Annotated in this window: 25 protein-coding genes; 22 read left to right on the forward strand and 3 right to left on the reverse strand. The window is 41.2% G+C overall.

All coding sequences use genetic code 11. The annotated features are described in order from the left end of the window. Positions 1–225 precede the first annotated feature (225 nt). The 7 genes from V7K69_RS18310 to V7K69_RS18340 all read left to right on the forward strand — a co-directional run bounded on the left by V7K69_RS18310 (position 226) and on the right by V7K69_RS18340 (position 5525). Complete coding sequence (locus V7K69_RS18310) at positions 226–351, forward strand: hypothetical protein (protein ID WP_335036796.1); 126 nt, start codon at positions 226–228, stop codon at positions 349–351. A gap of 61 nt (positions 352–412) precedes the next feature. Further along, on the forward strand, positions 413–1060 hold the full coding sequence (gene petB, locus V7K69_RS18315) for a cytochrome b6 (protein WP_322643226.1): 648 nt from the start codon (positions 413–415) through the stop codon (positions 1058–1060). 258 nt (positions 1061–1318) lie between these two features. After that, positions 1319–1801, forward strand: a complete 483-nt coding sequence (petD, locus tag V7K69_RS18320) for a cytochrome b6-f complex subunit IV (RefSeq protein ID WP_012407122.1) — start codon at positions 1319–1321, stop codon at positions 1799–1801. Between the two features lie 337 nt (positions 1802–2138). Continuing rightward, positions 2139–2579 carry an ATP-binding protein gene (locus V7K69_RS18325; protein ID WP_335036934.1) on the forward strand — a complete coding sequence of 147 codons (441 nt, stop codon included), beginning with the start codon at positions 2139–2141 and terminating at the stop codon, positions 2577–2579. A 342-nt stretch (positions 2580–2921) separates the two neighbouring features. Next, positions 2922–3911 (forward strand): GDP-mannose 4,6-dehydratase, encoded by a 990-nt coding sequence (locus V7K69_RS18330; protein ID WP_335036799.1) that lies wholly within the window; start codon positions 2922–2924, stop codon positions 3909–3911. Between the two features lie 10 nt (positions 3912–3921). Continuing rightward, positions 3922–5109 carry a glycosyltransferase family 4 protein gene (locus V7K69_RS18335; RefSeq protein ID WP_335036801.1) on the forward strand — a complete coding sequence of 396 codons (1188 nt, stop codon included), beginning with the start codon at positions 3922–3924 and terminating at the stop codon, positions 5107–5109. Between the two features lie 44 nt (positions 5110–5153). Next, entirely contained in the window at positions 5154–5525 is a 372-nt protein-coding gene (locus V7K69_RS18340; RefSeq protein WP_114083596.1) for a hypothetical protein, read from the forward strand. 35 nt (positions 5526–5560) lie between these two features. Here V7K69_RS18340 and V7K69_RS18345 read toward each other — a convergent pair whose 3' ends face one another. Beyond that, positions 5561–5992 (reverse strand): hypothetical protein, encoded by a 432-nt coding sequence (locus V7K69_RS18345; protein WP_335036804.1) that lies wholly within the window; start codon positions 5990–5992, stop codon positions 5561–5563. A 468-nt stretch (positions 5993–6460) separates the two neighbouring features. Between V7K69_RS18345 and V7K69_RS18350 the strand changes: the two genes are divergently transcribed. The 11 genes from V7K69_RS18350 to V7K69_RS18400 all read left to right on the forward strand — a co-directional run bounded on the left by V7K69_RS18350 (position 6461) and on the right by V7K69_RS18400 (position 16224). Further along, entirely contained in the window at positions 6461–6805 is a 345-nt protein-coding gene (locus tag V7K69_RS18350) for a hypothetical protein (protein ID WP_335036806.1), read from the forward strand. Positions 6806–6989: 184 nt separating this feature from the next. Beyond that, on the forward strand, positions 6990–9140 hold the full coding sequence (locus tag V7K69_RS18355; protein WP_335036808.1) for a pentapeptide repeat-containing protein: 2151 nt from the start codon (positions 6990–6992) through the stop codon (positions 9138–9140). 139 nt (positions 9141–9279) lie between these two features. Next, entirely contained in the window at positions 9280–9768 is a 489-nt protein-coding gene (locus V7K69_RS18360) for a hypothetical protein (protein WP_335036810.1), read from the forward strand. Between the two features lie 144 nt (positions 9769–9912). Further along, entirely contained in the window at positions 9913–10119 is a 207-nt protein-coding gene (locus tag V7K69_RS18365; protein WP_335036936.1) for a hypothetical protein, read from the forward strand. 221 nt (positions 10120–10340) lie between these two features. After that, positions 10341–11579: a GNAT family N-acetyltransferase gene (locus tag V7K69_RS18370; protein WP_335036811.1), complete on the forward strand. Its 1239-nt coding sequence runs from the start codon at positions 10341–10343 to the stop codon at positions 11577–11579. Beyond that, positions 11579–12055, forward strand: a complete 477-nt coding sequence (gene ruvX, locus V7K69_RS18375) for a Holliday junction resolvase RuvX (RefSeq protein WP_335036813.1) — start codon at positions 11579–11581, stop codon at positions 12053–12055. Before V7K69_RS18370 ends, ruvX begins: the two co-directional genes overlap by 1 nt. A 141-nt stretch (positions 12056–12196) precedes the next feature. After that, positions 12197–12769: a DUF3727 domain-containing protein gene (locus V7K69_RS18380; RefSeq protein WP_012407134.1), complete on the forward strand. Its 573-nt coding sequence runs from the start codon at positions 12197–12199 to the stop codon at positions 12767–12769. 206 nt (positions 12770–12975) lie between these two features. After that, positions 12976–13602, forward strand: a complete 627-nt coding sequence (locus V7K69_RS18385) for a hypothetical protein (protein WP_335036816.1) — start codon at positions 12976–12978, stop codon at positions 13600–13602. 53 nt (positions 13603–13655) lie between these two features. Beyond that, positions 13656–14195: a YqeG family HAD IIIA-type phosphatase gene (locus V7K69_RS18390; protein WP_335036817.1), complete on the forward strand. Its 540-nt coding sequence runs from the start codon at positions 13656–13658 to the stop codon at positions 14193–14195. 288 nt (positions 14196–14483) lie between these two features. Next, on the forward strand, positions 14484–15587 hold the full coding sequence (gene proB / locus V7K69_RS18395; RefSeq protein ID WP_335036819.1) for a glutamate 5-kinase: 1104 nt from the start codon (positions 14484–14486) through the stop codon (positions 15585–15587). 52 nt (positions 15588–15639) lie between these two features. After that, the gene (locus V7K69_RS18400; protein ID WP_335036821.1) at positions 15640–16224 is read left to right on the forward strand and encodes a Uma2 family endonuclease; all 585 of its coding nucleotides are present in this window, start codon (positions 15640–15642) and stop codon (positions 16222–16224) included. A 78-nt stretch (positions 16225–16302) separates the two neighbouring features. Here the strand turns inward: V7K69_RS18400 and V7K69_RS18405 are convergent, their stop codons facing one another. Further along, positions 16303–17055 carry a Mut7-C RNAse domain-containing protein gene (locus tag V7K69_RS18405; protein WP_335036823.1) on the reverse strand — a complete coding sequence of 251 codons (753 nt, stop codon included), beginning with the start codon at positions 17053–17055 and terminating at the stop codon, positions 16303–16305. Positions 17056–18091: 1036 nt separating this feature from the next. On the opposite strand from V7K69_RS18405, the gene V7K69_RS18410 reads away from it, so the two are divergent. Continuing rightward, positions 18092–19069 (forward strand): sucrase ferredoxin, encoded by a 978-nt coding sequence (locus V7K69_RS18410; RefSeq protein ID WP_335036825.1) that lies wholly within the window; start codon positions 18092–18094, stop codon positions 19067–19069. Between the two features lie 153 nt (positions 19070–19222). Here V7K69_RS18410 and V7K69_RS18415 read toward each other — a convergent pair whose 3' ends face one another. Further along, positions 19223–20818 carry a helix-turn-helix domain-containing protein gene (locus V7K69_RS18415; protein WP_335036827.1) on the reverse strand — a complete coding sequence of 532 codons (1596 nt, stop codon included), beginning with the start codon at positions 20816–20818 and terminating at the stop codon, positions 19223–19225. A gap of 1018 nt (positions 20819–21836) precedes the next feature. On the opposite strand from V7K69_RS18415, the gene fdxB reads away from it, so the two are divergent. The 3 genes from fdxB to ctaD all read left to right on the forward strand — a co-directional run bounded on the left by fdxB (position 21837) and on the right by ctaD (position 25422). Further along, on the forward strand, positions 21837–22130 hold the full coding sequence (fdxB, locus tag V7K69_RS18420) for a ferredoxin III, nif-specific (protein ID WP_335036828.1): 294 nt from the start codon (positions 21837–21839) through the stop codon (positions 22128–22130). Between the two features lie 487 nt (positions 22131–22617). Continuing rightward, positions 22618–23607 (forward strand): cytochrome c oxidase subunit II, encoded by a 990-nt coding sequence (locus V7K69_RS18425; protein WP_335036831.1) that lies wholly within the window; start codon positions 22618–22620, stop codon positions 23605–23607. A 126-nt stretch (positions 23608–23733) separates the two neighbouring features. After that, positions 23734–25422, forward strand: coding sequence for a cytochrome c oxidase subunit I (ctaD, locus tag V7K69_RS18430; RefSeq protein WP_335036833.1), 1689 nt, complete (start codon positions 23734–23736; stop codon positions 25420–25422). The last annotated feature ends 402 nt before the right edge of the window (positions 25423–25824 follow it).

The raw sequence follows: 25824 nt of genomic DNA on the forward strand, positions 1-25824 counted from the left end.
AGTGGTGCATTTCTCTCATCAAGTTGTTCAGTCAACTGATGCGTTGTATCCACTCACGAAAGGATAAAATCTACTTTGTGTCCACCATTTTCTGTGCAGGGGCGTAAAGAGATCGCAATATATTCCTTCTTTACAGAGTGTAAAGTTTCTGAAGACTCTTAGCACGCTGAAAGCTGACAAGCAAACGAAATAAACTCGTCTTTACTAAAATCCCAAAATTGCTAATTGGGAGAGAAGTCACAAGAGGCGGCTTATGAGAAGTCCATAGACAATTCTGTTGTTACCCTAGCCTGCGGCAACTCCTTGGGCGAACCCGCAGGATACCGAGGCTGGGAACCATCAGAATTTTAGTCGCCAATTTAGAACTTCGGGATTTATCAACCGCAACCGACTTTTAGGAACTTGAGATTGTATGGCCAACGTTTCCGACTGGTTTGAGGAACGCCTGGAGATTCAGGCACTCGCTGAAGACGTTACTAGTAAGTACGTCCCTCCCCACGTCAACATCTTCTACTGCCTGGGTGGTATTACCCTGGTTTGCTTTCTCATCCAGTTTGCCACTGGATTTGCCATGACGTTTTACTACAGGCCAACAGTCACTGAAGCTTTCTCTTCAGTGGAGTACATCATGAATGAAGTCAACTTCGGTTGGCTAATTCGCTCCATCCATCGCTGGTCTGCCAGCATGATGGTGTTAATGATGATTTTGCACGTCTTCCGGGTTTATCTCACAGGTGGTTTTAAAAAGCCCCGCGAGTTGACCTGGGTCAGCGGTGTGATCCTAGCCGTAATTACAGTTTCCTTTGGAGTTACTGGCTATTCCCTACCTTGGGATCAAGTTGGCTACTGGGCTGTAAAAATCGTTAGCGGCGTACCAGAAGCAATACCCGTAGTTGGTGTTCTGATCTCCGACCTGCTGCGCGGCGGTTCAAGTGTTGGTCAAGCAACACTAACTCGTTACTACAGCGCACACACCTTTGTGCTGCCTTGGTTGATTGCAGTCTTCATGCTGTTTCACTTCTTGATGATCCGCAAGCAAGGCATTTCCGGGCCTTTGTAATCTCAATTATTAGCGAAAGGCAAGATTTGTGAGTTTTCAGATGAAGTTGTTTGTTTTAAACTTATGAAACACAATAAATGTAATTGCACATAAGTTCCCAAAAATAAACACTTCATCTGAAGCCTAAAGCTGTAAATTCCTTCCAGGCTGATAACCGTAGACAAACAAAACGCTGCTTTTTGCCTGCTAGGTTTGCCTAGTAGCTGATAGCCTTCACAAATGCTTTAATTTAACTTAAGCAGGAGATCACATTTCAAAATGGCAACACAGAAAAAACCTGACCTGAGCGATCCTCAGTTAAGAGCCAAACTCGCCAAAGGCATGGGTCACAATTACTATGGTGAACCCGCTTGGCCTAATGACTTACTTTATGTCTTTCCAATCGTGATCATGGGTTCCTTCGCTGCAATTGTAGCTCTAGCTGTGCTAGATCCTGCAATGACCGGTGAACCAGCAAATCCTTTCGCCACACCATTGGAAATTTTACCAGAGTGGTACTTGTATCCAGTCTTCCAAATTTTGCGATCGCTTCCTAACAAACTTTTAGGAGTGTTAGCAATGGGTTCTGTACCAGTTGGGCTAATTCTTGTTCCTTTTATTGAGAACGTCAACAAGTTCCAAAACCCCTTCCGTCGTCCAGTTGCAACCACAGTCTTCCTCGTTGGTACTCTTGTCACCGTGTGGCTGGGTATTGGTGCTGCTTTGCCATTGGATAAATCTTTGACCTTAGGACTATTCTAAATTAGTCACTACAAAGTGCTTTGACGCCTGTGAGTTTCAAGAGCATATTACAGATATGTTTTTGGGAGAAATCTACAGGCGTCAATTTTAATAGTTCAGATTGCATTCGGAATCTGAGTTTTGGATTGAAAAGCTATCCCAAATCAAATATAAACATTTTTCACTTAATTAACGTAAGTTGCTAGTTACAACCCTCGAAATGCCAAAATCGTTCATGTTTTGTATTTTGGTAGATAAAATATCTCAATTTAGATTTTTCTACATCAGAACAATTTGGCGAATCATGCAAAATTTAATAACTAGCAACTTGGGTTTATTTATATTTAAGTCACAGTTAATGTTTACCATAGTGCAGCAAGACCATCTGAAGGTTAAGAGCGAACTCAGCCTCCTAAACCAGGTGCAAGAATGGTTCGAGCAATTTTGTCTGCAACATCTGTCTCAACTTGGCTGGTCAAAAACCCAACTCGATCGCCTCAATTTAGCATTAGCAGAAGGCTTTACCAACGCTGTTCGTCACGCTCATCATGCTTTACCCCCAGAAACAACCATTGAAATTAATGTTGATCTGTGGATCGATCGACTAGAGATTAGAATTTGGGATTATGGAAAACCTTTTAATCCTGATGCGATCGCAGAGCCAGCGCCAGGTACTCTACAAGTAGGTGGGTATGGATGGTTCCTCCTCCGGCGGTTGGCAGACCGTGTTGTATACGAACGTGGTGCGGATGGTAGAAATTGCCTTCTCATCGTCAAATACTCTGTAGAAGCAGAATAAGAAAGGTGAAGTTAAGCGACTTACTTCAAAACAGAAGTATGAGTGGAAAAACTCTCTGCTACAAAAATTAGTTACTTGATTGATAAAAGTATACTCCTTTTTCAATATGATTTGAATTGGAGTAATGTCTTTTTTGCGTAAAATTGCTTAGTTATTATGATTTTTTTGTAAAATCTCAAAAATATTTTTGTATAAAAAGAATTAGTGAATACAGTAAAGATAGCATTCGAGTTATAGTAGCTCTCTTGTTAAGATTTGTCAGCAGTGTTGAGAGCCGGAATGTTTGTTCTCCAACAACTGCCATTTAGTCCTTAAAGAGATAGAGATAATAGGGGACAGATTATGAATAAAACAGCCCTAATTACAGGAATAACTGGTCAAGATGGCTACTATCTCAGCCATTTGCTCCTCAACCGTGGTTATCGAGTTGTAGGATTAGTACCTCCCCATCGACAACCTAATTTGACAAAGTTGGGAACACTGGCGAATCAGGTAGAAATTTTTACGGTTGACTTGAGGGATAGTGGGGCGCTATTGACCGCAGTTGAGCAACTACGTCCCCAAGAAATTTACAATTTGGCGGCTCCCAGTTTTGTACCCGACTCTTGGAACGACCCATTGGGAACCCTAGATTTGATCACTGGTACAGCTACCAGACTTCTGGAGGCTGTACGACAGGTTGGTTTGTCTACCAGATTTTATCAAGCCAGCAGTTCGGAAATGTTTGGCGATGTATTTAGTTCGCCTCAAGATGAAGAAACGCCTTTTCGTCCCAAAAATCCCTATGCTGCGGCCAAGATGCACGCCCACTGGACGATGGTGCATCATAGACAGCGCTATGGATTATTTGCCTGTAGCGGAATTTTATATAACCATGAGTCTCCTCTACGCGCACCTCAGTTTGTAACCCGAAAAGTTTCTTTGGCAGCCGCATCGATTAAATTGGGTTTAACTGACACCTTAGAAATGGGTAATTTAGATGCCAAACGCGATTGGGGCTTTGCGGGAGATTATGTAGAAGCCATGTGGCTCATGTTACAAGTTGATCAACCAGAAGAATATGTGATTGGCACTGGGAAACTGCACAGTGTTAAAGATTTAGTTGCCATAGCTTTTGAGTCTGTGGGATTGGATTGGACACGCTATATAGTTTTAAATACCAGTTTATTGAGACAAGACGAGCATTTTCAACTAGTAGCTGACCCTAGTAAAGCTAAAAGAAATCTTGGCTGGGAACCCCAGGTGAGCTTTGAGGAACTTTTAGAAAAAATGGTAAAAACAGATTTAGAGCGGTTACAAAGCGGTGCCATCGCACCTTTAACCCAAGTGTAAATAACCTAATATGAATATCACTAAAGTGGCACAGAACCTAAAGGTAGGTGATAAAGTTAACCAAAAAACTAACCATGTCTTCGTGTTTTTAGAAATTTTTGCCCACGAAGGTGGTATTCAATCATATATAAAAGATATTTTTCGCGCCTATCTGGGATTGAGTCAAGCTTACAAGGCAGAAGTATTTTTGCTGCGAGATAGCCCTGATCGGTTAAATCTGTTTGAACACGAGAACTTAAAATTTCATTACTTTAAAAATCAGTCTCCTCATTTGGGGAGATTGCAAATGGCAGCAGCTTTACTCAAGTGTCTTTTGCAAAACCGTCCGCAGCAAGTTTTCTGCGGTCATATTAACTTAGCAGTATTAATCCAAACTCTTTGCCAGCCCTTGGGGATTCCTTACACCGTGCTAACTTACGGCAAAGAAGTCTGGGAACCTCTAAAAAATCAAGAACGTCGCGCCCTGACATCAGCAAATAAAATTTGGACAATTAGCCGTTACAGCCGCGAGCGCGCTTGTCTTGCCAATGGTCTAAACCCCAAAATGGTAGAGATGATGCCTTGTGCAATTGATGGGGATAAATTTACTCCAGGTTCCAAGCAGCCAGAATTAGTTCAGAAGTATGGTTTAACTGGTTCTAAGGTGTTAATGACAGTAGCACGCTTATGGTCAGGGGATATTTACAAGGGTGTAGATGTCACAATTCGGGCTTTACCACAAATTGCTCAGGTTTTCCCAGAAGTTAAATATTTAGTAATTGGTCGCGGTGATGACCAACCGCGATTGGCGCAGCTTGCAAAAGATTTGGGTGTGAGCGATCGCGTCGTCTTTGCGGGTTTTGTTGCTACAGAAGAATTAATGGAACATTACCGCCTTGCTGATGCCTATATCATGCCTTCGCAAGAAGGCTTTGGCATTGTTTATCTAGAAGCAATGGCTTGTGGAGTACCTGTCTTATCCGGTGATGATGATGGCTCGGCTGACCCCTTACAAGATGGTAAACTGGGATGGCGAGTACCACACCGCAATCCTGATGCTGTAGCAGCAGCTTGTATAGAAATGCTTCAAGGGGATGACCAGCGATGTGATGGACGGTGGCTGCGAGAACAGGCGATCGCTCTGTTTGGCATAGATGCTTTCCAACAGCACTTGCAAAAAATGCTTCTATCCTCAGTTTTGAGTCCCAATAACAAATGACTAAAATCGCTATCCTAGAAGGAGAGCAGGACGACGTTTAAAAAATGAGCTTTAAGTCATTTCAATTGAATCTTTTAAATCTCCGGCCTTGGCTCACCCTGCTGGCAGTTTTTTGGTTGCTAGCATCACTGGGCTTGGGTTGGTTGGTTAATTCGTTGCTAATTATTGTTGGGTTGCTATTTTTAGCACCCATTGTGGCTTTTTTTGGCTTTCGTTGGTGGCTGCAACGCAACTTGGTTGCTGACCAGTGTCCCGTCTGTAGATATGAATTTACGGGTTTAAATAACAGTCAATTACAGTGTCCTAATTGTGGGGAGTCGCTGTTAGTACAAGATAGTCATTTTCAGCGCTTCACACCAGAAGGCACAATTGATGTCACTGCTGTCGAAGTTCCAGCCAAATCACTGGAAGATTAGTCAAGGGTGATTAGTCATTAGTAAAAGACTAATGACTATTTATTTTGTTGTGAGATTGAGAGACTGTAGTTATGCTGCTGCTGAGATAGTTCGCCCACATATACTGAGTATCTTCCTGCCTGCCAGTAACCAGATTGTTCTGGCTTGCCTCCAGAGTAGCTATCTGCCATTACACAAAAACGTCCCCCTGGTCCGTCGATCAACAGCGTTGGCTTCCCTTGACTTTCTACTGTTAATCGTAAATAAGGCAGTGACTCTGTAACCTGAATAACTTGACTAGGTTCAGTAGGAATATTGCCACAATTACTTTTGACAGTTCCCCCAGACTTTCCGTTCAAAACCAGTGGATCTGGCTGGAAAGTCCGATTTATTTGGACATTTGGTGTCTGTGCCAAATTAGCCTCAGTAAAAACCAAGCTAATCACCAAAGATATGGGAAGAATTGCAAGTAGCCGAAGCGTTTTCATTTTAATTAATGCTCCAGATTTTTTAGAGCAATTATTGTTATACAGTCTAATTTAATTGACGATATCAATTTATCTTGGTTCCAAAAGCTGCCGTATAACCTAATACCATTAAATTAAAAATTGTTTGTGAAGATGGGATGTAGAGATGTCGCCAAGTCAAGGCTCTATATTTATCTTGCAAATTAACTCATACATCATGATGGCTGGCGATCGCTTCTCTACTAAAATATTTAACCACCAGCAGAATAGGCATTTGCCTAAAAAGCATTATTTTTTACATTTTAGAAACGTAAAATTACTGGAAAAATTAGATAAATTACCAGACAATAACAAAAAAACATAATTTTTACCTATCAGAAGGGTATTACATACACAGACATTAGCTAAAATCACTAAGACAACCACCAAAATTAGAATTTAGTTGGTATGTTGTCGAATAAATATGCTAACTGAGGTAGAGAAAGATTTATGAATCCTCAACCGGAAGAAGACTTACAGCGTCGCCTTGATAAGTTAGAGGCAGAGATTAATTCCGCACCTGGGGTTGTTTCTCAACCACAAGGACAAAAACAGATGCCTCAGTCTGTTTTTGCCAACTTGAGCTTGCAACTGGAGCGATTTCAAATTTGGTTCAACGGCTTATCTGGGACAAAAAAGCTGGTAGTTTCGGGTGTGACGGTACTAGTAGGCTTGGCGATGCTGCAAGCAGTGTTTAAACTAGTTGCATCTGTAATAACTCTGGCACTTTTAGCAGTGTTAGTGTATGTTGGATACAAATTTTTTGTGTCTAGTAGCTTTCAACGTAAGCAATAAGTTGATATGCAATTACTTGGCAATCTGCCCGGAGTTATGAGAGTCAGGAGTCATAATACAAAAGGCTCCTGACTCTCATAACTCCTCAATTCTATTTCAATATGCTTTTCTTTTTGCCGATTAGCTTAGTCTATTTTAATTGTGCCGATCGCGGCGTAAAAATAATATCAAAGGGAATTATCTAATGACATCACCAATTGTAAGGAGAAGTAGTAATCAATCTGGTCAGTCAAAAGAACCGGAAAGAGCCAGTTCAATGTTGCTAGCAAGTAGGCGTTTTGCTGCTTGGGCGGCTGAAATCACACTAGTGGTTGCCAGTGGGTTGATTCCCTTCAGCATTGGTGTTTATGCGAATTCTAGAAGCGATCTGAACCGAGTCCCGCTTAACCCCGTATTGGTAGTTACGGAAAGAGCGATCGCTAGACCTCTAGCTCTGCCTGTGAGCTATGGTATCCGTAACGTCGCATGGCCGACTAATATTTTGTGGACAATTGCCCTGTTAGCGCCTGTAACCCTTTCCTGGTGGCAATTGTATTTACTGGCTAAAACTGGTAGGACAATTCCGAAACGCTGGTTCAAGGTGCGGGTTGTCAACGAGCAAGGGAAGCCTCCCGGATTGGGGGCAGTTGTCATTAGAGAAGGAGTTGGACGTTGGACTGTACCTATTTCCATCGCCTATTTGCTGTGGCGCTACAGCTTTGCTTTTCCGAATTTAGGATTATTCACATTTTTGTGTTTATTAATGATTGTGGGTGAAGGGATCGGCTTACCATCGCGCCGGGGTCGTCGCGCCCTGCACGATCAACTTGCAGGCACTTATACAATAGATGCAACTCGCCCTATACCATCTTCACTCTTAGCTAACAACAGACAAGCTCAATCTGCTGACGGTAACGATCAAGCAGAAGGGCAAGAAGAATTAGCGGCAACCGAAACCACCCAGTCGCCCAACCTGTGGCGGCGGATACAACAAAATCCTAACCTGACTTTGTTTGGGGTAGGACTAACGAGTATGACGGCTGTGTTGGCAACTTTAATCGGCACTCAAGTTTATATCCAAATTCAACAATCCCAGCGAGCAACTAAGCAAATTAATAGCCAACAGTTCCTCGAACTTGTCAAACAATTAACTCCCAACTCTGGTGCGACTAATGAGCAACGCCAAAGTGCAATTCTGGCTATGGGTGGTCTTAACGATCCACAATCCATAAAATTTCTGGCAGATTTATTGGTTAGCGAAACCAACCCCAGCCTCCTGGATACGATTCAACAATCTTTGACAACTGTTGGGCCCCAAGCTATCCCCGAATTAAAAAATAAGAATCAGTTTTTGGTTAGCGAACTGGAGTCAGTGGGCAGTGCTGCAACAAAAGAGCGGGAATTGCGACAAGGGCGGCTACAAAGAAACCAGAGAACGATCAACAAAATTCTCTCTGTGTATAGCGGAAAAATGGAAGGCGTTGACCTTACTAGCACCCAATTAGGTCAAAGCGGTACTCCAGGTAGTTCATTCTTTAACTTGGTACTAGACAACCTTGATTTATCAGGAGTGAAGTTTAAATCTGCAAATCTTAACCAAGCCAGCTTTAAGGGTAGCCGCTTTCGGGGTGTGGGTGAAGATGGACGCTGGGATACCTACGACGATGTAATGGCTGATTTAAGCCAAGCTCAGTTGCAGCAAGCTAATCTTACTGATGCTAACCTCAGTCGCGTCTTGATGAACCGGATCGATTTGAGCCGCGCCACTCTTAACAGAGCCAACTTATCCAATGCGCGTCTATATGACGCTAAACTCAACAGCACCCAACTAGTAGGAGCCGATCTGCGAAACGCAGTTTTGGAAAGAGCCAGCTTAACTGGGGCTGATTTAGGTGACGCTAAATTGAACGAAGCCAATCTTTACGCTGCCCGTTTAGGTCGTGTCACTGCTATAGGAACGCAATTATCTTTTGCCAACTTAACTAACACTGATTGGCAAGGAGCAGATTTATCAGGAGCCTATTTGGATCGTGCTAATCTCAGCAATGCGAACCTGAGCGCCACTCGTTTAGCTGGTGCTGTTTTGCGTTCTGCTCAGATGGAAAACGTTAACTTACAAAATGCTGACCTAAGTCTTGCTGATTTAAGGGGGGCAAATGTAGCAGGAGCAGATTTTAAGGGGGCAATTCTCGCCCCTAGCAAAGAAGATCCAGCAGATCAATTTGTCAAAACCCCAGATTTAGGCTCAGTATCTGCCGTAGTCCAAGGGGTTGATTTTTCTAAAGCCAAAAATTTAGATTCCAAGCAATTAGCATACATTTGTACTCAAGGGGGCATTCATCCTCGTTGCCCGTAGAATGGAAGGGGGCAGAGGGGCAGGGGGCAGGGAGCAGGGGAGGATGTGAGGGAGACAAAGCGAATAACCAATGCCCCATGCCCCATGCCCAATGACTAATGACTAATGACTAATGACAAATTGGTGTGAGGAGTCGATTATGAAGTATATTCCATATTTGGTTTCAGTTTTGGGGGCTAGCTTGGTCTTGATGGCAACTACTAAACCAGCACAAGCTCAAGTAGCTTATGGCAGTTATGTAGGTATAGGCCCCACTGTTGGTTTTACAGATGGTATTCAATTCGGGGGAGTAATAGCTGGGCGCTACAAGCTTTTGGAAGCACCGCTTTCACTGCGTGCCCAAGTGTTAATTGGTAATAATACGGCAGTTGTGCCAACGGTTTCTTATGATTTTCCCCTTAACTGGCAAGCTGATGCTTACCTGGGTGCTGGGTTAGTCTTGGCTGGTGGTGGCGGATCTTCTCCTGTGGGCGACAAAATCAGCTTTGCTTTACAACCAGGCATTGATTATATGATCCCAAATAGCAATACTGTGCTTTTTGGCAACGCCATCATTGCTTTTGATGCCTACCGTGATAGCGGTGGTACAGCTATCTCTGTACAAGGTGGTGTTGGTTTGAGATTTTAATGGGTAAATAAAAACCCTGCTGCGATCGCTATCCCTAAGAAGCGTTAAACTTCATTGCAAATTAAGAAGTTAGTCCAAACAACATGATAATTTTTTGTCATGAAGAGAAATAGCACAGGATTAACACAGGAGAACACAGTGGCAATGGAATCAAATTTATTAACAGATGCGGTCGCAGATGAAGTGAATCAAGATTTCAGTGAATATGTTGCCAACCTGCAACTTCACATGACTCTGCAAGCTCGCAATCTTGTTCCATCCCTGAAACAAACACTGGTAGATAGTCGCCAGCAATTACTCCATCAAACCCAAGCCCACTTTGAAAAGCTAGTTTCTCGACAAGGGCTGTAAATATATACAAATTTTAATCAAAATTCAAATAAAATAAAGGCAGATGTTGTTATGTTAACGCCATTGGTGTTCTCACAAGGTCTGCTTTTCTGCTTTTTTAAGTATTAAATTACTCAAATCACACTTTTGACGCACTAGTAAAGGGCAGAAAGCAGTTAATATTATTGCAGCAGTTCCTTTGAAGAGCAGTTACTTAAGGCTAAATAGCGGCTCGAATAAAAATGACTTCATTACTTCCCAGAAACCTTAGCGTTGTTATCCGACCAGTCCAATACCGGGATCTGGACGGAATTGAGCGCATAACTCAAGAGTCATTCGCAGCCCTTACTCCCCAGGGAGCAGGTTTTGCCATCAGCCAGATGCTCATATTGCGTCGCTGGTATGGATTACTCAAATTTTTGAGTTGGTTTCCTAACCCGCTACAGTATCGCCTCTGTGCTTATGTGGCAGAACAAGGACGGATGCTTCTAGGAATGATTCAAGTGTCACCCTTTAACCGGACACACAGCACTTGGCGCATCGATCAAGTGCTGTTAGAGCGTGGTGTCGATAAACAAGGAATTGGTTCGCAACTTTTGCGTCATTGCTTTGAATCGATTTTGGAAGCTCGCACTTGGCTACTGGAAGTTAACATCAATGACATAGAGGCGCTGGCACTATATCGCCAAAATGGATTCCAGCGTCTGGCAGAAATGACGTATTGGGAAATTGGGCCAGAATTACTGGCTGAATTGGCACAAGCAGAGCCAGATTTACCCAACCTTTTGCCAGTTAGTAATGCTGATGCTCAATTGCTATATCAACTAGATACGGCATCTATGCCACCTTTGGTACGTCAAGTTTTTGACCGCAATACCCGCGACTTCAAAACCAGCTTATTCGGCGCTCTGACTGATGCAGTGAAACAATGGCTGACGAAAACAGAAGTAGTCAGTGGTTATGTATTTGAACCCCAACGCAAAGCTGCGATCGGGTATTTTCAGGTGCAACTTGACCGGAAGGGCGAAGTTCCTCACGTAGCAACGTTGACGGTTCATCCTGCTTACACTTGGCTGTATCCAGAATTGTTATCTCAACTGGCTCGGATTGCCCAAGATTTTCCTCAGCAAGGGTTACAACTAGCCTCCTCTGACTATCAGGCAGAGCGAGAAGAGTATTTGGAGCGAATTGGGGCAAAGCGCATAGAACATACATTAGTTATGTCTCGCTCTGTATGGCATAAGCTACGGGAGTCTAAATTCGTCTCCTTAGAAGGAATTCAGTGGACTGATATGCTGCAAGGTTTACAACCAGCACGTAAACCCATACCAGGTGGAATGTCATGGATACAACCAGGAAAGCTGCCATCGTCAGATAAACCACTGCCAATTAAGTCAGAACCAATTAACTTTCCGGTAAAAAACCCCAGCACAGAAGCATCGCCGATTCCTGAATCAGCAGATGCAGAACAGGAGAATTAGTGATATCCCAGGAGCAGCCAAAACCCTTTATTTCAGCCTTGGGACTAGATTTTGGTCGCAAGCGGATTGGTGTGGCTGGGTGCGATCGCACGGGTTTAATTGCCACTGGGATTACCACAATTGAGCGGACATCTTTTGAGCAGGATGTCGAGCAAATCCGGCAAATAGTTAATGAACGCGAGGTGCAAATCCTAGTTATGGGCTTACCGTATTCAATGGATGGCTCTATAGGATTTCAAGCGCGTCAAGTTCAAAAATTTACTACAAGACTTACTAAAGCCTTGAGACTGCCTGTGGAATATGTGGATGAGCGATTAACTTCATTTCAAGCAGAGCAACTGCTAATTGCTGAAAACCGCTCTCCATCACGCCATAAAGGTTTGATTGACCGCAAGGCGGCTGCTTTGATCTTGCAACAATGGCTGGATGTTAAACGTGCTAATTCCCGTAGTTCAGTTGCGGCTATTGAATATTGATACCTTTTAACATGATATTCTGAAAAACGATTAGCTAGCAGTTGTATCTACGTGTAAATCTATTTTGTTGATAAACATATCATTAAATAGTTAAGCGATTTCTCAACTTGCTGGTATTTATTAAATTTTTACATTTCGGCTATGTTTTCTCCTCCATTTCCTGAAGAAAATGATAACGCTCATGCGGGTTCCATCACTTTAACCGATGAAAAAGGGCGATCGCTCGAATGTTATGTAGAGCATTCCCTTGAGGTTGATGGACAAGAATACGTTTTACTTCTTCCTGTAGACTCACCTGTAGAGATTTTTTCTTGGGAAGGCGACGATGAGGAAGAAGAAGCGGTTCTGGTAGAAGATGACAACATAATTGAGCAAATTTTTGCCACTGCCCAAGCTGTATTATCTGAGCAGAATCTGATATTGAAGAACACAGCTTATGCTTTGACAGTTGCAGGTGATTTACCGCCAGTTGAAGAATCAGAACTCTTCACCTTAGAAATTGAAGACGAAGAGGCAGATTTAGATCCAGAGCAATTACAGCTACTTGCTAGCTTCTATGATGAAGATCAGGAGTATGCAATTTATACACCTCTCGATCCCCTGTTGTTTTTTGCACGGATAACAAAAACAGGTGAACCAGAATTACTCTCTCCAGAGGAGTTTCGCAAAGTGCAACCCCTGTTAGAGGAACATCTTTTTAATGAAGTAGAATAAAAATAAAAATTCAAAATGTTACATTTTCATTTTGAATTTTTATTTTCATCGAAATCTACTTAAACCTTTTACCATATCCCATTAAATGTGGAAGCAATGAAACATGGACAAAAAATTGGGGTAATTTGTGTTGTTTAAGATTCTGAAAAAAGCATTTTAGCAAGAATTTTTAATCCAAAAATAAAAATTACCATGAGGTGCTGAAAATGGCTTATAGCGACTTTACATTAAGTAAATTTAAAAAGTCATTCAGCATCCGCATTGATGAAGAAACTGATTTATGTGCCGACATAGAACCTTTGCAGGCAAGTGAGAAACTCAAAAATTCTTTAGAAGAAACTACAGAACTGGCTTTAGCAATTAATACAGAAAAAGCCCGTTCAGAAATGATTATCACTCCCATCTTGTTGGAGGTAAGACGCAGAGCTAATTATCCAATTAGTTTATTTTTGGGAACAGATTTTAATGTAGATGCAGAAAACGGTCTGAATGGATATTGTGACTTTATCATCAGTCGTTCTAAAGAGCAACTAACAATTAATGTGCCTGTAGTAGTTATTATTGAAGCCAAAAATGAAAATATTAAAGGTGGATTAGGTCAATGTGCGGCTGCAATGTTGGCAGCACAATTGTTTAATCAACAAGAAGGAAATGAAATCAGAAAAATTTACGGCGCAGTAACTACAGGGGATATTTGGAAGTTTTTGAAGTTAGAAGAAAACGATATATTTATTGATTTGAGTAATTATTACATCAAAGAGATAGATAAGATATTAGGGATTTTATCTCAAAATGTTCAGGGAGATATTCCAGAATGCAGTTCGACTAACTAAACTATATTGGGTTATGCTCATTTGTCTGAGCTATTTAAATTTGACTGGTGACTATGGCCTGGAACAACCTTTTGCAACCTGACTTAATTTTAGAAGGTTCAGTGTTGAATCTAACACCAGATATTATCCAAAAATATGGGCTTAAAGGGCTGGTGTTGGATGTAGACGAAACCTTAGTACCCTTTACAGTAGGGATGGCTTCCCCAGAACTACGAGAGTGGGTGGAACAAATTCGCACCTATACTGCATTGTGTTTGGTAAGTAACAACCTGAGTGAGGCACGAATTGGGGGAATTGCGCGATCGCTCAATTTACCTTACTATTTGGGTGCAGCCAAGCCCTCTCGACGCAAAATTAGGGCAGCACTTAGGGGAATGGATTTACCAGTGCATCAAGTGGGGATGGTAGGCGATCGCTTATTTACCGATGTCATCGCAGGTAATCGCCTGGGGATGTTTACCATTCTAGTTGAGCCGATTGTCCATGCCGACGCAGCCTTCCGCTCTCATCCCGTTCGCAACTTTGAGGTTTGGGTATCTGAAATCTTAGGAGCCTCTATTACCCCCAAGAAAAGCAAGATTTACAAAAGTTAAGAATTCGTCAGGAAAGTAAATCTAAAGAAATGGTTAAGGAATCTTACTGGAAGCCAAAAATCGGGGATCATAAGTATTAATAACATGGGGTCAGCCAAAAAAGACCCTAACTCATACTAAGTAAATATACACCCGTAAAGCGTCAGCCTTCACTATAGAGGGATTGGCGCTTTACAATTTCTTTGAGTCATTTGTCCTTTGTCATTTGTCCGTTGTCATTCGTCAGTTACTAATGACCAATGACTAATGACCAATGACCAATGACTAATGACCAATGACTAATGACAAATGACTAAAACAATTGTTGTCAAAATCGGTACTTCTAGCCTAACTCAACCAGAAACGGGACAATTAGCACTTTCCACTATTGCTACCTTGGCGGAAACACTTTGCCATTTGAGAAGCCAGGGACACCGGGTAATTTTGGTTTCTTCTGGCGCTGTGGGTGTGGGTTGTGCAAGGTTGGGGTTAACTGAACGTCCTAAAGCGATCGCACTCAAACAAGCTGTAGCAGCAGTTGGGCAAGGCCGGTTAATCCGTATATATGATGATTTATTTACTACGTTGCAACAAGCGATCGCTCAAGTATTACTGACACGGAGCGATTTGGTACAGCGCAGCCGCTATCTCAACGCCTACAACACCTTTCAGGAACTACTGGGACTGGGAGTGATCCCCATAGTCAACGAAAATGATACCGTAGCGATAGACGAACTAAAATTTGGTGATAATGACACTCTTTCGGCATTGGTTGCTAGCTTAGTAGAAGCAGATTGGCTATTTTTACTTACCGATGTCGATAGGCTATACTCAGCCGATCCCCGTTCTGTACCAGATGCGCGGCCGATCGCTTTAGTTAGTAGCATTAAAGAATTAGCTGAATTACAAATAGGTTCCCAAGGTTCTCAGTGGGGTACTGGTGGGATGGTGACAAAAATTTCGGCTGCGAGGATTGCGATCGCGGCGGGAGTTCGTACCGTAATTACCCAAGGGCGATTTCCCCAGAATATAGAAAAAATTATCCAAGGTGAACTGATTGGGACGCATTTTGAACCGCAACCTGAACCAACTTCGGCGCGTAAACGTTGGATAGCTTACGGACTTTTACCTGCGGGTAAATTGTATTTAGATGAAGGTGCGATCGCGGCAATTTCTCTAGCAGGAAAATCGTTATTAGCTGCTGGAATTAAAGCATTAGAAGGAGAGTTTGACATACAGGATGCTGTGCAATTGTGTGACAGCAACGGTAACGAAATTGCCAGAGGACTTGTGAATTACAACAGCAATGATCTGCAAAAGATTCGTGGCTGTCATTCACGAGAAATTCCTAAAATTTTAGGCTATGCCGGTGTAGAAACAGTTATTCATCGGGATAATTTGGTTTTGATTTAGGATGGAAATAAGGTAAATTTCGTCAGTACTAACTGCGAGAGTGAAAAATATTATGACTCAAACGTTAGAAAATGCTGTTAACTTCCCAGAAGAACAACACTTCTTAAAACGTGGGTTAAGTTGGGAACAGTTTAAAGCGATTCAAGCTAGCTTTGAAAATGTACCAGGTGTGCGGCTATTTTATTGTGATGGAGTCTTAGAGATAGTGACTATTGGTAAGCCTCATGAAGCGATTAAGTGTTTAATCGCTGCACTTATGATTACTTATTTTGAAGTCAAGGGTATTGAATTTTTCCCCAGTGGGAGTTTTAGCCAGATTATTCCCAAGATAGTAGAATATCAAGCTGACTTATCTTATTGCTTTGGAACCGACAAACCTATACCAGACTTCTGTATTGAAGTAGTCATTAGTAGCGGTAGTCCCATAAAGTTACAGAAGTACAAATTAATGGGAGTCCCGGAAGTTTGGTTTTGGGAAGATGGCAAAATTGAAGCCTACTGCTTACAAGAACAAGAATATGAAAAAGTTGTTACAAGTGAGCTATTACCAAAATTAGATTTATCCCTGCTCAATCGTTGTATTTTATTATCTTCTCCTTTGGAAGCGATTAGAGAATTTCGCCAAGCTATTCAATAAGTGTAGACTGAGATTATTTACTCTGGCTGGCTACGTTTAGAATAACAAAATAATTTTGTTTAAGAACCGCAATGTCATTTACTCACCTTTTTGTGAGTTGATTACTCCATCAATAAACTGTTGCAATCGTTCATAATGGGAACCTTTCCAATAAATGCGATCGCAATCTTGACAACGCTGGAATTGATCGATTTGCGATCGCACTTTTTCTGGCACTTGTTCAATAATGGATTGCTTATCTACAGATTCTAATAATCCATTGCAATGCAAACACCGTTTAAATGGTGCAATTAATTTAAATAAGTCGAAGCGTTGTAGTACTTCTATAATTTGTTGTTCAGGGTTAGTGTTTCTAACATAATACCCATGCGTTACCAAACTACGCATCAATAGACCCTTATCACGAGTCAACAGAATCCGCCCTTGGCTAGAGGATATTTGGGCTAATTTCTCATCCTCGTAGTCATTGCGGTATAAAGTATCAAAGCCTAAAAGTCGTAACGATGTCGCCAGCTTCCCCAAATGAATATCTAAAACAAAGCGGATAATACTGAGCGGTTTTGGCAAAACAGAAATGCTTGGTATAATCACACTCCTCGCTGAAATTGGATAAACATTGATAGCATCTCCATCCGAAACTATGTAAGAAAAATTTACATATTCACCATTAACATTTATAAAATCAACTTCGGGATGAGGCACACCTAACGACTCAATCATGTCCTTAATTGAAGCTTTCTCCTCAAAAAAATGAGATATTTTCACTTGCTTGTGATGCCGTGGTAAAAAATGATTCAATTCTGCATGGAAGTAGAAATATGCGATCGCCATAGCCACAGATATTTGGATTACCCTACTGGCAAGAATTTGTCACAATTGCAAAACTCTATCTATTGTATTGAAAAAATCAATACTTGTTAAAGTGAGGTATTTCTACTATAAAACGCCCATTTACCTTAATTGAAACTATAAAGATTCTCAAATACTTGCATTTATTATTGAGTTCAGTTACAGTCAAATCAGATGCCTATCATCAAACTCTGACATGAACTTCAGGAAGTTAGATTAGGTAAAAAGGTAAATAACAAGTTTGTCAATGTTGATTTCAGTGACACTGTTAATAATTGGTCACTAATTTTCAACATAGATTTATCGCGCATGAAATATGGGGCACTAAAGGATTTACCCCTATTTTGGTTGTTTTTATTTTTCCCATTTAATTGAGAATAATTCGCAATATGTGTAAATTTATAGATATATTAAAAGCAGATAGGGGAAAAAGATTCTTAAGCTTAAATTGGCTGATTCCGCATCGCTCTTTAGGAATATTTTCTTCAAAAGAAAGACAACAAACTAGATTTTTATATGTAAAAACAGGATTGCTAACTAACTATATAAATAACTTTAGCAAAACTTTAAACAAGTATCTTATTGCCAGCAATATTTTTGGTTGTAGTATCAGCTACATTGATATTGCCAGCAAGTTAATCCTTGGTAACTCTCCAAGTCGGTTTGCGTTTATGTACAAGATTGAATTTATTTGATTTTACCCAAGAAAGCAAGTCCATAAAAACCGAGTTTCAGCAAGTGAAAATTTATAAAATACCAAATAACAATAAAACTAGATACAAAATTAACGTCGCTCATACGGAAAAATCTATCTTGACACTATTTATCTTTATTGTGGAGAATTTATTAACCGGAAAGGCCTCGCTCAATAATGATGTTATAAAGTGGCTACCTAGTTTTAATAGGGAAATGAATATTGTTCTTTTTTATCTCCTTTAGCCAAGGATATTGTAGTGAAGAACACAAATGTATTTGGTAATACCTTTTGTCCATAAAATATGTTAATGAGTACAGCGAGATGAATACTTTTTTTTGTTCTGACGATTCACGGCAAGTAGGAGAAGATGTTATTGGTAGCGCCACCAATTATCAAACTTATATTTTAGTTGAGTGTCCTTTACCTTGGACATCAGAAGCCCTTAATTCCAAATGGGTGCCTCAGAATTTGAGGATTTTGGTAGAGGAAGTAAAGCGGGCTAAACTACCGATTAGATTTCTTTTAATTGCTAATGATATCTCACACAAAGTAAATCACACTACGCTTTTAATTTATCAAAAAGAAGACGGGCTAAGTAATGGATACCATAAACAAGAGTTTAAGCTAGCAAATATTGAGCAAGTAGCAGGAGTTGTCCAAAAATGGATATGGGGTATCGATTCTAATTTTGAAGTAGAAACTACTACAACTAGAGATATTTTAGTTTGTACCCACGGTAGCCATGATAAGTGTTGTGCGAGATATGGCGCTCCTTTTTACTTTCATGTAACAGCTAGTAATGCTGATTTGTGCTTAGATAATGTGCGAATTTGGAAATCATCGCACTTTGGTGGTCATCGGTTTGCACCAACAGTTATAGATTTGCCAGAAGGAAGATATTATGGTCGTCTCGATCAAGATTCATTTAGATCGATTTTGACTCGTACTGGTGATATTCAATGTTTACATCAAGTCTATCGAGGCTGGGGAATTCTGCCTGCTGCACTTCAGGTTTTGGAAAGAGAGTTAATCCTCTATAAAGGATGGGATTGGTTTAACTACAAAGTTGCAGGCAAAATTTTAGAGCAAAGTTTAGACAATAGTACTATCTTAGCTGAACTTAGTTTTGAACAACCTTGTGGTTCTCTCTACACTTACCAGGCTAAACTTGTGAAAGATGAAACTAAGACTCAACAACTCAAAAGTTCATGCAATGCTACACGAGAGTTGGTAGTTACTAAATATGCTGTTGGTAGTCTTTGGATTACTTCTAGTAAGGTGATGAGTTATAGTACGTAAAAGAGGAGAGTTTTGAAACGCAGAGGAACGCAAAGGGAAGCGCGGAGGTACGCGGAGTATTGCTGTATTTAGTATAACGCTGCACAAATTTTTAAGAAAATCTCTGTGTTACTCTGCGTTTCCCTCTGCGCCCCTTTGCGTTTAAATTCCAAATCAAGATTGACCCATATTTAAGACTTTTCGTAAAAGTATTTGGTCTTCTAATTTGGCTTTTAAACGGCCATTCTCGATATCTCGAATCCAGCTTTGGCTTTTACCTGTGAGTTTTGCCAATTCTCTTTGAGAAAGATTCAAATTTTTTCGCGCCTGCAAAATCTGTTCACCCAGTAAATCGTTTGTAGCTTTGGGCTTCTTTTTGGCTTTAGCAGTTCGCCGTTGTTTTTTTTCCGATTCTGAAATTTGCTGTTCCCATTCTGGTGGGAGTTCAAAAGCTAAAATCCGCGCATTCATGAGCAGATTCCACTTACCACGGGGGCCTGTGTCTGTGAGGCGAGTTTCAGAACCACCGTCGTTAGTCCAAAATTCTAATGCTTCATCTGGATCTTCGGGAAGATCAATTAACTTTGCCCACAAAGGTTGAATTTCTGGTGGGTAAGTAACTGGATCGAAAAGTGGCTTCATTCCATAGTGATTGAGAATTTCTAAGTCGCTTTCAAAGGTTCGCAGCAGACGTTTGCGTTCTTCCCGTTGTCTGGATGCAAGGGCGACTTTTTCTTCACCGTAAGCAATACGCAGCAAGGTAGGAATGGTAATGCGTTGTTCTTTGCCCATTTTGGTTTTAAACAGCAACCACAACATTAACCGAACCGCGCCTTCATGTTGCTGCCAAATGCTCATAACTGTGGTTAGCAGTGTTTTGGGGAGACTGCCGTATTGATAGAATGCGGTTCGCTCTTTACACGCTTGTTTATTTAAGAAATATTGCGCCCATAAGCCTGCTTTGACTTTAAAAGTTAACCCAATCAGATGTTTGCATCCATGATTGTCTTCTTGAAAGTGGTGCTGAATATCTACTAAGTGCCATAAGCGACTGTTTGTAACAGAGAATCCGTTAATTCGACCTTGTTGGGGCCAGTCAATGGAGATAATTAGAGAGCAAGCTTGCTGGACAAGATTTTTCATTAAGGCTAGTTTGGCAGCTTTGCTCAAGTCTTTGCGTTTCTCCATCCCCAAATATTTCTCGATTTGTCGTTCATCGATCGCAAATTCTTGCTCCCAAGGTTGCTCTAAAGCTGTGGCATAACCTGCAAAAATTAGATGTATGCAGGCGGCTCTGATATCAAGCCCTTCAATTGCTGCTATATCGGTGGCTTTGTCATTAACTTGGAATGGATCTTGGATGTGAAAGGCGATCGCACCTCGTCCTTGATTGACTTGTCGGCTATAACATAGATACCCGTCTTCATCAGTTTCCCAATGTAGCGATGTGCGTTGCCCTAGTACATTACAAGCTTCCCAAATTGCGATCGCAGAAGCAAATGGATTATTCTTGCCGTTAGAAAACAAGTCTAAGCTGCTAGCATCTCTTGGTTCAACTTTGCATCTTCCCTTTTTTGCCTGCCAAGGAATGGGAGAATTAGTTGGACAAGCTATTACACATTGCGGTTCTGAATAATAGCCCTCACAATTATTACAAAGACCAGGATCAACCCAATATTCATTGTCCTCTATTTTGATTGCACCCGTAGGACATTGGGGGCGGCAGTTGTCACATCCAACGCAACTGTTGTTAGGAATTGTATAAGGCATAAGGCTCTTTTCCCACTCTAATCGTTGAGATGTCTGTCTCAGGTCTCCCCTGGATGAGTCCTGTCTATTCATGACTCGCTACCACATAATCTTTCTGGCGAGAAAAATTATTCTCACCATATTCACTCCCCACATCCATATTTAGACTTGGCATCCAATTGGAAGCTATTTAAGGCTTTTAAACTGAGCCTGACAAAACTTATTTATTAACTATACATTTCATGAAAAAAATGATTAATTTGTTCGTGCCGAGCTTAGAAAGATATCTTAATCTTCATTTAATTACGTATTGAATGAACATTTTTACTTTAACCATAAAGTGTTTTGAGAACATATTTAAGCCTAGTGCAATTGAATTTCATCTGATTTATTAATAATTTTAATATTTAAGGCATGATCGTATTCTGCCATAAAAATCACAGTTGCTTTATAAAATGATTATGTTTCCTTCATAAACTCATTATATTTATTTAAATCGAAAAGCAGTAATTATTTTGTCATCATTTATATAAATAGTTGAATCAAATTAAACTGCAAGTTGTTGCTTTGTAAAATACATATTGCACATATTAAAATGTAATTAAAGAACATTTAATTTTGTATATATGTATACTGTTTATCTAGATTTATTTGTCTAAAGCTAAAAGTATTTGAAATTTACTTGCATTTACATAAGCCTTTGCCGACAAGGGTAGGTTTCAAAGCTGTAATTTATGCGTCTATCCTTTCTATGCTTTGCATGGGAGTGGCTGATTAGGGGCTACTGCTTCCATCCAGAGACTCAATAAATGTTTTTCCATAGGGATCAGAAGAACGAGAGAATTTTAAGCATTACCAATTATTATTGGCAATAACTTGCATCTGTTTATGGTTTAAAAAATGATTTCTCATTGTGTTCAAAACCATCGAATTTTTATGACAAAAAAGTGAGTTTTGAATACAAAAAAAGAAAAGATTAGGATAATATGATGATTAATGCACAAACAGATTAATAGGCAAAAAGGCCGAGGATTTATTCATGGCGCAACTAACAGGTTTGACATTTGGTGGAAAGACTTGGACACCAAAATTTGCTCAGGAAATTGACAAAGATAAATGTATCGGCTGTGGCAGATGCGTTAAAGTGTGCGGATACAACGTGCTTGGTTTGAAGGCACTCAATGAAGAAGGCGAATTTGTAGAAGACGAAGATGATGAAGAAATTGAACGGAAAGTAATGGCAGTTACTTCTCCAGAAAACTGTATTGGTTGTGAAGCGTGTTCCCGGATTTGTCCGAAGAATTGCTACACCCATGTTGTAGTAAATAATTAAGGTATTTGAAGTTAGCCAAAATTGTTGTTAATTCAAGGAGGCACTGTTTGTAAAAAGCGAAAATGCGCTAGGCAAGGTAACTTGAGGGGAATACTAAGTATTTACTGTAACTAATAAATAGTTCACAGTAAACAAATCCGTAAATCGTAAAATGTTAGCTATTAACAAAATTAAACTTGCTGCTAATATAGCCTAATCAATATTAGGTCAACAGTGCCCTCTTGGAACAACTAGCTTTTTTGAAAGCAGGGGGCTAACTTTTTCATAGGAGTTGAAATATAATTTGTAATTTTTTGGGGGAAGGATATGGAAAAAATCTGGAATTTTCCCCCTTTTTTTATGGCTGCACGTTAGAAAGTTAATAAGTGAAAAGGAAATGGGGAATGGGGAATGGGAAATAGGGAATAGATAACAATTACCAATTCCCAATTACCAATTCCCAATTCCCAGTACCGATAAAAGACTGTTTACAAAGCAGGTAGCATGTATGCAACAAGTTCCTGTATCACTATGGACTCTGGTTGCTGGGATAGTAGTTACAGCAATCAGCATTTGGATCGGTCACAACCACACTCTCATGCCGATGCAGGCATCGCTACAAGCGCCTTTGGTAGACGGTTTTTTCAACGTCATGTTTACCATTGCGATCGCACTCTTCTTGGTGGTAGAAGGAACTATTCTGATTTTTTTGGTGAAGTTTCGTCGCCGTCGCGGTGATGATACCGATGGTTTACCAATAGAAGGTAACGTTCCCTTAGAAATCTTTTGGACAGCAATTCCCACAGTGATTGTCCTCGGTTTGGGCATCTACAGTGTAGATGTTTTTAACCAAATGGGCGGCTTTGAGCCTGCGGGTCATCCTCATTCAGCCGCTCATGTTGCTCATAAGTCGGGAACCGCTCTTGCAGCTACACTTAGCGATACCTCTGAAGCAACAGCTGCTCCAGCGATCGCCCCGACAATCGGAATTGGCGCGTCTCCTCAAACCCTAAACAAACCAGCCGATTTAGTTGTTGATGTCAAAGGCATACAGTATGCCTGGATATTTAATTACCCCGATAGTGGCATTACCTCTGGGGAATTGCACATACCTGTCGGTGCTGATGTGCAACTCAATCTTTCAGCGCAAGATGTAATTCATTCATTTTGGGTTCCAAACTTTCGCTTGAAGCAAGATGCACTTCCCGGTATCCCTACCGAACTACGATTTGTTGCCACCAAGCCTGGTACATATCCCGTAGTTTGTGCTGAGTTGTGCGGTGGTTATCACGGTTCAATGCGGACAGAGGTAATTGTCCACACACCGGAAGAATATGAAAGCTGGCGGACAGAAAACCAGATTGCTCAACAGCAAAACCTCAATCAAGTCGTTGCAGTTAATCCAGCCGACTTATCAACATCAGAGTTTCTTGCACCCCACACCCATGACATGGGAATCAGTGCAGCAACTCTAGAGTCATTGGTCATTGGTCATTAGTCATTAGTCATTGGTCATTAGTCATTGGTCATTAGTTATTGGTAACTGACGAATGACAACTGACGAATGACAACGGACAAAAGACAAAGGACAAAAGACAAATGACAAAGGACAAAGGATAAAAATATGACGCAGGTAGAATTTCCACGGAATACTCCACCAGAAGGAAAGAAACCGGAAATGGTGGCTGGCCACACCTCTCATCCGAAGGCGTGGAAATGGCAAGATTATTTTACATTTAATGTTGACCACAAGGTTATTGGTATTCAATACCTAGTGACGGCGTTTGTCTTCTATCTCATCGGCGGACTGATGGCGATCGCTCTGCGGGTGGAATTAGCAACACCAGAATCAGATGTACTCGACCCCAATTTGTATAACGCTTTCATGACCAATCACGGGACGATTATGATCTTCCTGTGGATTGTTCCTAGCGCTATTGGCGGATTTGGTAACTATTTAGTGCCGTTGATGGTTGGTGCTAGGGATATGGCGTTTCCGAAGCTAAACGCGATCGCCTTTTGGTTAAACCCACCAGCCGGATTACTCATATTAGGTAGTTTCATTTTTGGCGGTTCGCAATCTGGTTGGACAGCTTATCCACCTTTGAGTTTGGTGACAGCGCCAATCGCTCAAACTATGTGGATACTTGCGATCGTTTTGGTGGGAACTTCTTCAATTTTGGGTTCGCTGAACTTCGTAATCACCATTTTGATGATGAAGGTTCCTAGCATGAAATGGGATCAAGTACCCCTATTCTGCTGGGCAATCTTGGCAACCTCCATTCTAGCACTTCTCTCCACACCTGTATTAGCAGCTGGTTTAGTTCTGCTGTTGTTTGACCTCAACTTTGGCACTTCCTTCTTTAAACCAGATGCAGGCGGTAACGTTGTAATTTATCAACACTTATTCTGGTTTTATTCTCACCCGGCAGTATATTTGATGATTCTGCCTATCTTCGGCATCATGTCGGAGGTAATTCCAGTTCACTCCCGCAAGCCGATTTTTGGTTATAAAGCGATCGCTTATTCTAGCGTAGCCATTTGCGTTGTGGGTTTGTTCGTTTGGGTACACCATATGTTTACCAGTGGGACACCCGGCTGGATGCGGATGTTCTTCACTATCTCCACTCTCATCGTTGCAGTTCCCACTGGCGTAAAGATTTTTGCCTGGGTTGCTACCCTTTGGGGTGGTAAAATCCGCTTCACCGGTGCGATGCTTTTCGCCATTGGTTTGTTGTCCATGTTTGTCATGGGCGGCTTAAGTGGTGTAACGATGGGAACAGCGCCTTTTGATGTTCACGTCCATGACACATATTATGTTGTCGGACATTTCCATTACGTTCTGTTTGGCGGTTCCGTGTTTGGCATCTACGCCGGTATTTATCACTGGTTCCCCAAAATGACCGGACGAATGTTGAATGAAAGCTTGGGACGGATTCATTTCGCCCTTACCTTCATCGGCACAAATCTGACCTTTTTACCCATGCACGAGTTGGGTTTGAAAGGAATGCCTAGACGGGTGGCAATGTATGACCCCCAATTTATCGACCTCAATCAACTTTGTACCTTTGGTTCAATTGTTTTGGGAATATCGGTAATTCCTTTTGCTATCAACATGATCTACAGTTGGTTGAAAGGGCCTTTGGCTGGTGATAATCCTTGGCAAGCTTTGACTTTAGAATGGACAACTAGCTCACCACCCGCAATTGAAAACTGGGAAGTGTTGCCGGTTGTGACTCATGGGCCTTATGACTACGGTCATGGTCATAGTACTGAAGTACAGCCATCTGCAACACCGGAAGCTAGTGCTTAGTTGCTAAATTCAGTATTGCGATCGCACTTAAAGCCACTGAAACTTCTAGTCATTAGATTTGGGAACTCGAAACTCCAAGCTTGGAACTCAATACGGTTCAGTTAAGGCTAAAACTCTGTTACCAAAGTCATTTTTTTTACGAACCGCCAAGGCGCAGAGAACGCAGAGAGAAGAAAGAGATGCTTAACTGAACTGTATTGGCTTGGAACACGAACGCCCGAATTCAATAAACGAGTGCCCGAATTCAATAAACGGACACCCGAATTCAATAAACGGATGCCCGAATTCAATAAACGGATACCCGAATTCAATAAACGGATGCCCGAATTCAATAAACGGATGCCCGAATTCAATAAACGGAACTCGGAATTTTGAGAATTCCTGAACAAGTGAAGAGTTTGG

Origin of the sequence: Nostoc sp. (genome assembly GCF_036917775.1) — a bacterium.
GTDB lineage: Bacteria > Cyanobacteriota > Cyanobacteriia > Cyanobacteriales > Nostocaceae > Nostoc.

Bases quoted from the DNA above. Each gene is read 5' to 3' on its own strand.
- petB (WP_322643226.1), top strand. From the start codon at position 413: ATGGCCAACGTTTCCGACTGGTTTGAGGAACGCCTGGAGATTCAGGCA.
- petD (WP_012407122.1), top strand. From the start codon at position 1,319: ATGGCAACACAGAAAAAACCTGACCTGAGCGATCCTCAGTTAAGAGCC.
- V7K69_RS18325 (WP_335036934.1), top strand. From the start codon at position 2,139: ATGTTTACCATAGTGCAGCAAGACCATCTGAAGGTTAAGAGCGAACTC.
- V7K69_RS18330 (WP_335036799.1), top strand. From the start codon at position 2,922: ATGAATAAAACAGCCCTAATTACAGGAATAACTGGTCAAGATGGCTAC.
- V7K69_RS18335 (WP_335036801.1), top strand. From the start codon at position 3,922: ATGAATATCACTAAAGTGGCACAGAACCTAAAGGTAGGTGATAAAGTT.
- V7K69_RS18340 (WP_114083596.1), top strand. From the start codon at position 5,154: ATGAGCTTTAAGTCATTTCAATTGAATCTTTTAAATCTCCGGCCTTGG.
- V7K69_RS18345 (WP_335036804.1), bottom strand. From the start codon at position 5,992: ATGAAAACGCTTCGGCTACTTGCAATTCTTCCCATATCTTTGGTGATT.
- V7K69_RS18350 (WP_335036806.1), top strand. From the start codon at position 6,461: ATGAATCCTCAACCGGAAGAAGACTTACAGCGTCGCCTTGATAAGTTA.
- V7K69_RS18355 (WP_335036808.1), top strand. From the start codon at position 6,990: ATGACATCACCAATTGTAAGGAGAAGTAGTAATCAATCTGGTCAGTCA.
- V7K69_RS18360 (WP_335036810.1), top strand. From the start codon at position 9,280: ATGAAGTATATTCCATATTTGGTTTCAGTTTTGGGGGCTAGCTTGGTC.
- V7K69_RS18365 (WP_335036936.1), top strand. From the start codon at position 9,913: ATGGAATCAAATTTATTAACAGATGCGGTCGCAGATGAAGTGAATCAA.
- V7K69_RS18370 (WP_335036811.1), top strand. From the start codon at position 10,341: ATGACTTCATTACTTCCCAGAAACCTTAGCGTTGTTATCCGACCAGTC.
- V7K69_RS18380 (WP_012407134.1), top strand. From the start codon at position 12,197: ATGTTTTCTCCTCCATTTCCTGAAGAAAATGATAACGCTCATGCGGGT.
- V7K69_RS18385 (WP_335036816.1), top strand. From the start codon at position 12,976: ATGGCTTATAGCGACTTTACATTAAGTAAATTTAAAAAGTCATTCAGC.
- V7K69_RS18390 (WP_335036817.1), top strand. From the start codon at position 13,656: ATGGCCTGGAACAACCTTTTGCAACCTGACTTAATTTTAGAAGGTTCA.
- proB (WP_335036819.1), top strand. From the start codon at position 14,484: ATGACTAAAACAATTGTTGTCAAAATCGGTACTTCTAGCCTAACTCAA.
- V7K69_RS18400 (WP_335036821.1), top strand. From the start codon at position 15,640: ATGACTCAAACGTTAGAAAATGCTGTTAACTTCCCAGAAGAACAACAC.
- V7K69_RS18405 (WP_335036823.1), bottom strand. From the start codon at position 17,055: ATGGCGATCGCATATTTCTACTTCCATGCAGAATTGAATCATTTTTTA.
- V7K69_RS18410 (WP_335036825.1), top strand. From the start codon at position 18,092: ATGAATACTTTTTTTTGTTCTGACGATTCACGGCAAGTAGGAGAAGAT.
- V7K69_RS18415 (WP_335036827.1), bottom strand. From the start codon at position 20,818: ATGCCTTATACAATTCCTAACAACAGTTGCGTTGGATGTGACAACTGC.
- fdxB (WP_335036828.1), top strand. From the start codon at position 21,837: ATGGCGCAACTAACAGGTTTGACATTTGGTGGAAAGACTTGGACACCA.
- V7K69_RS18425 (WP_335036831.1), top strand. From the start codon at position 22,618: ATGCAACAAGTTCCTGTATCACTATGGACTCTGGTTGCTGGGATAGTA.
- ctaD (WP_335036833.1), top strand. From the start codon at position 23,734: ATGACGCAGGTAGAATTTCCACGGAATACTCCACCAGAAGGAAAGAAA.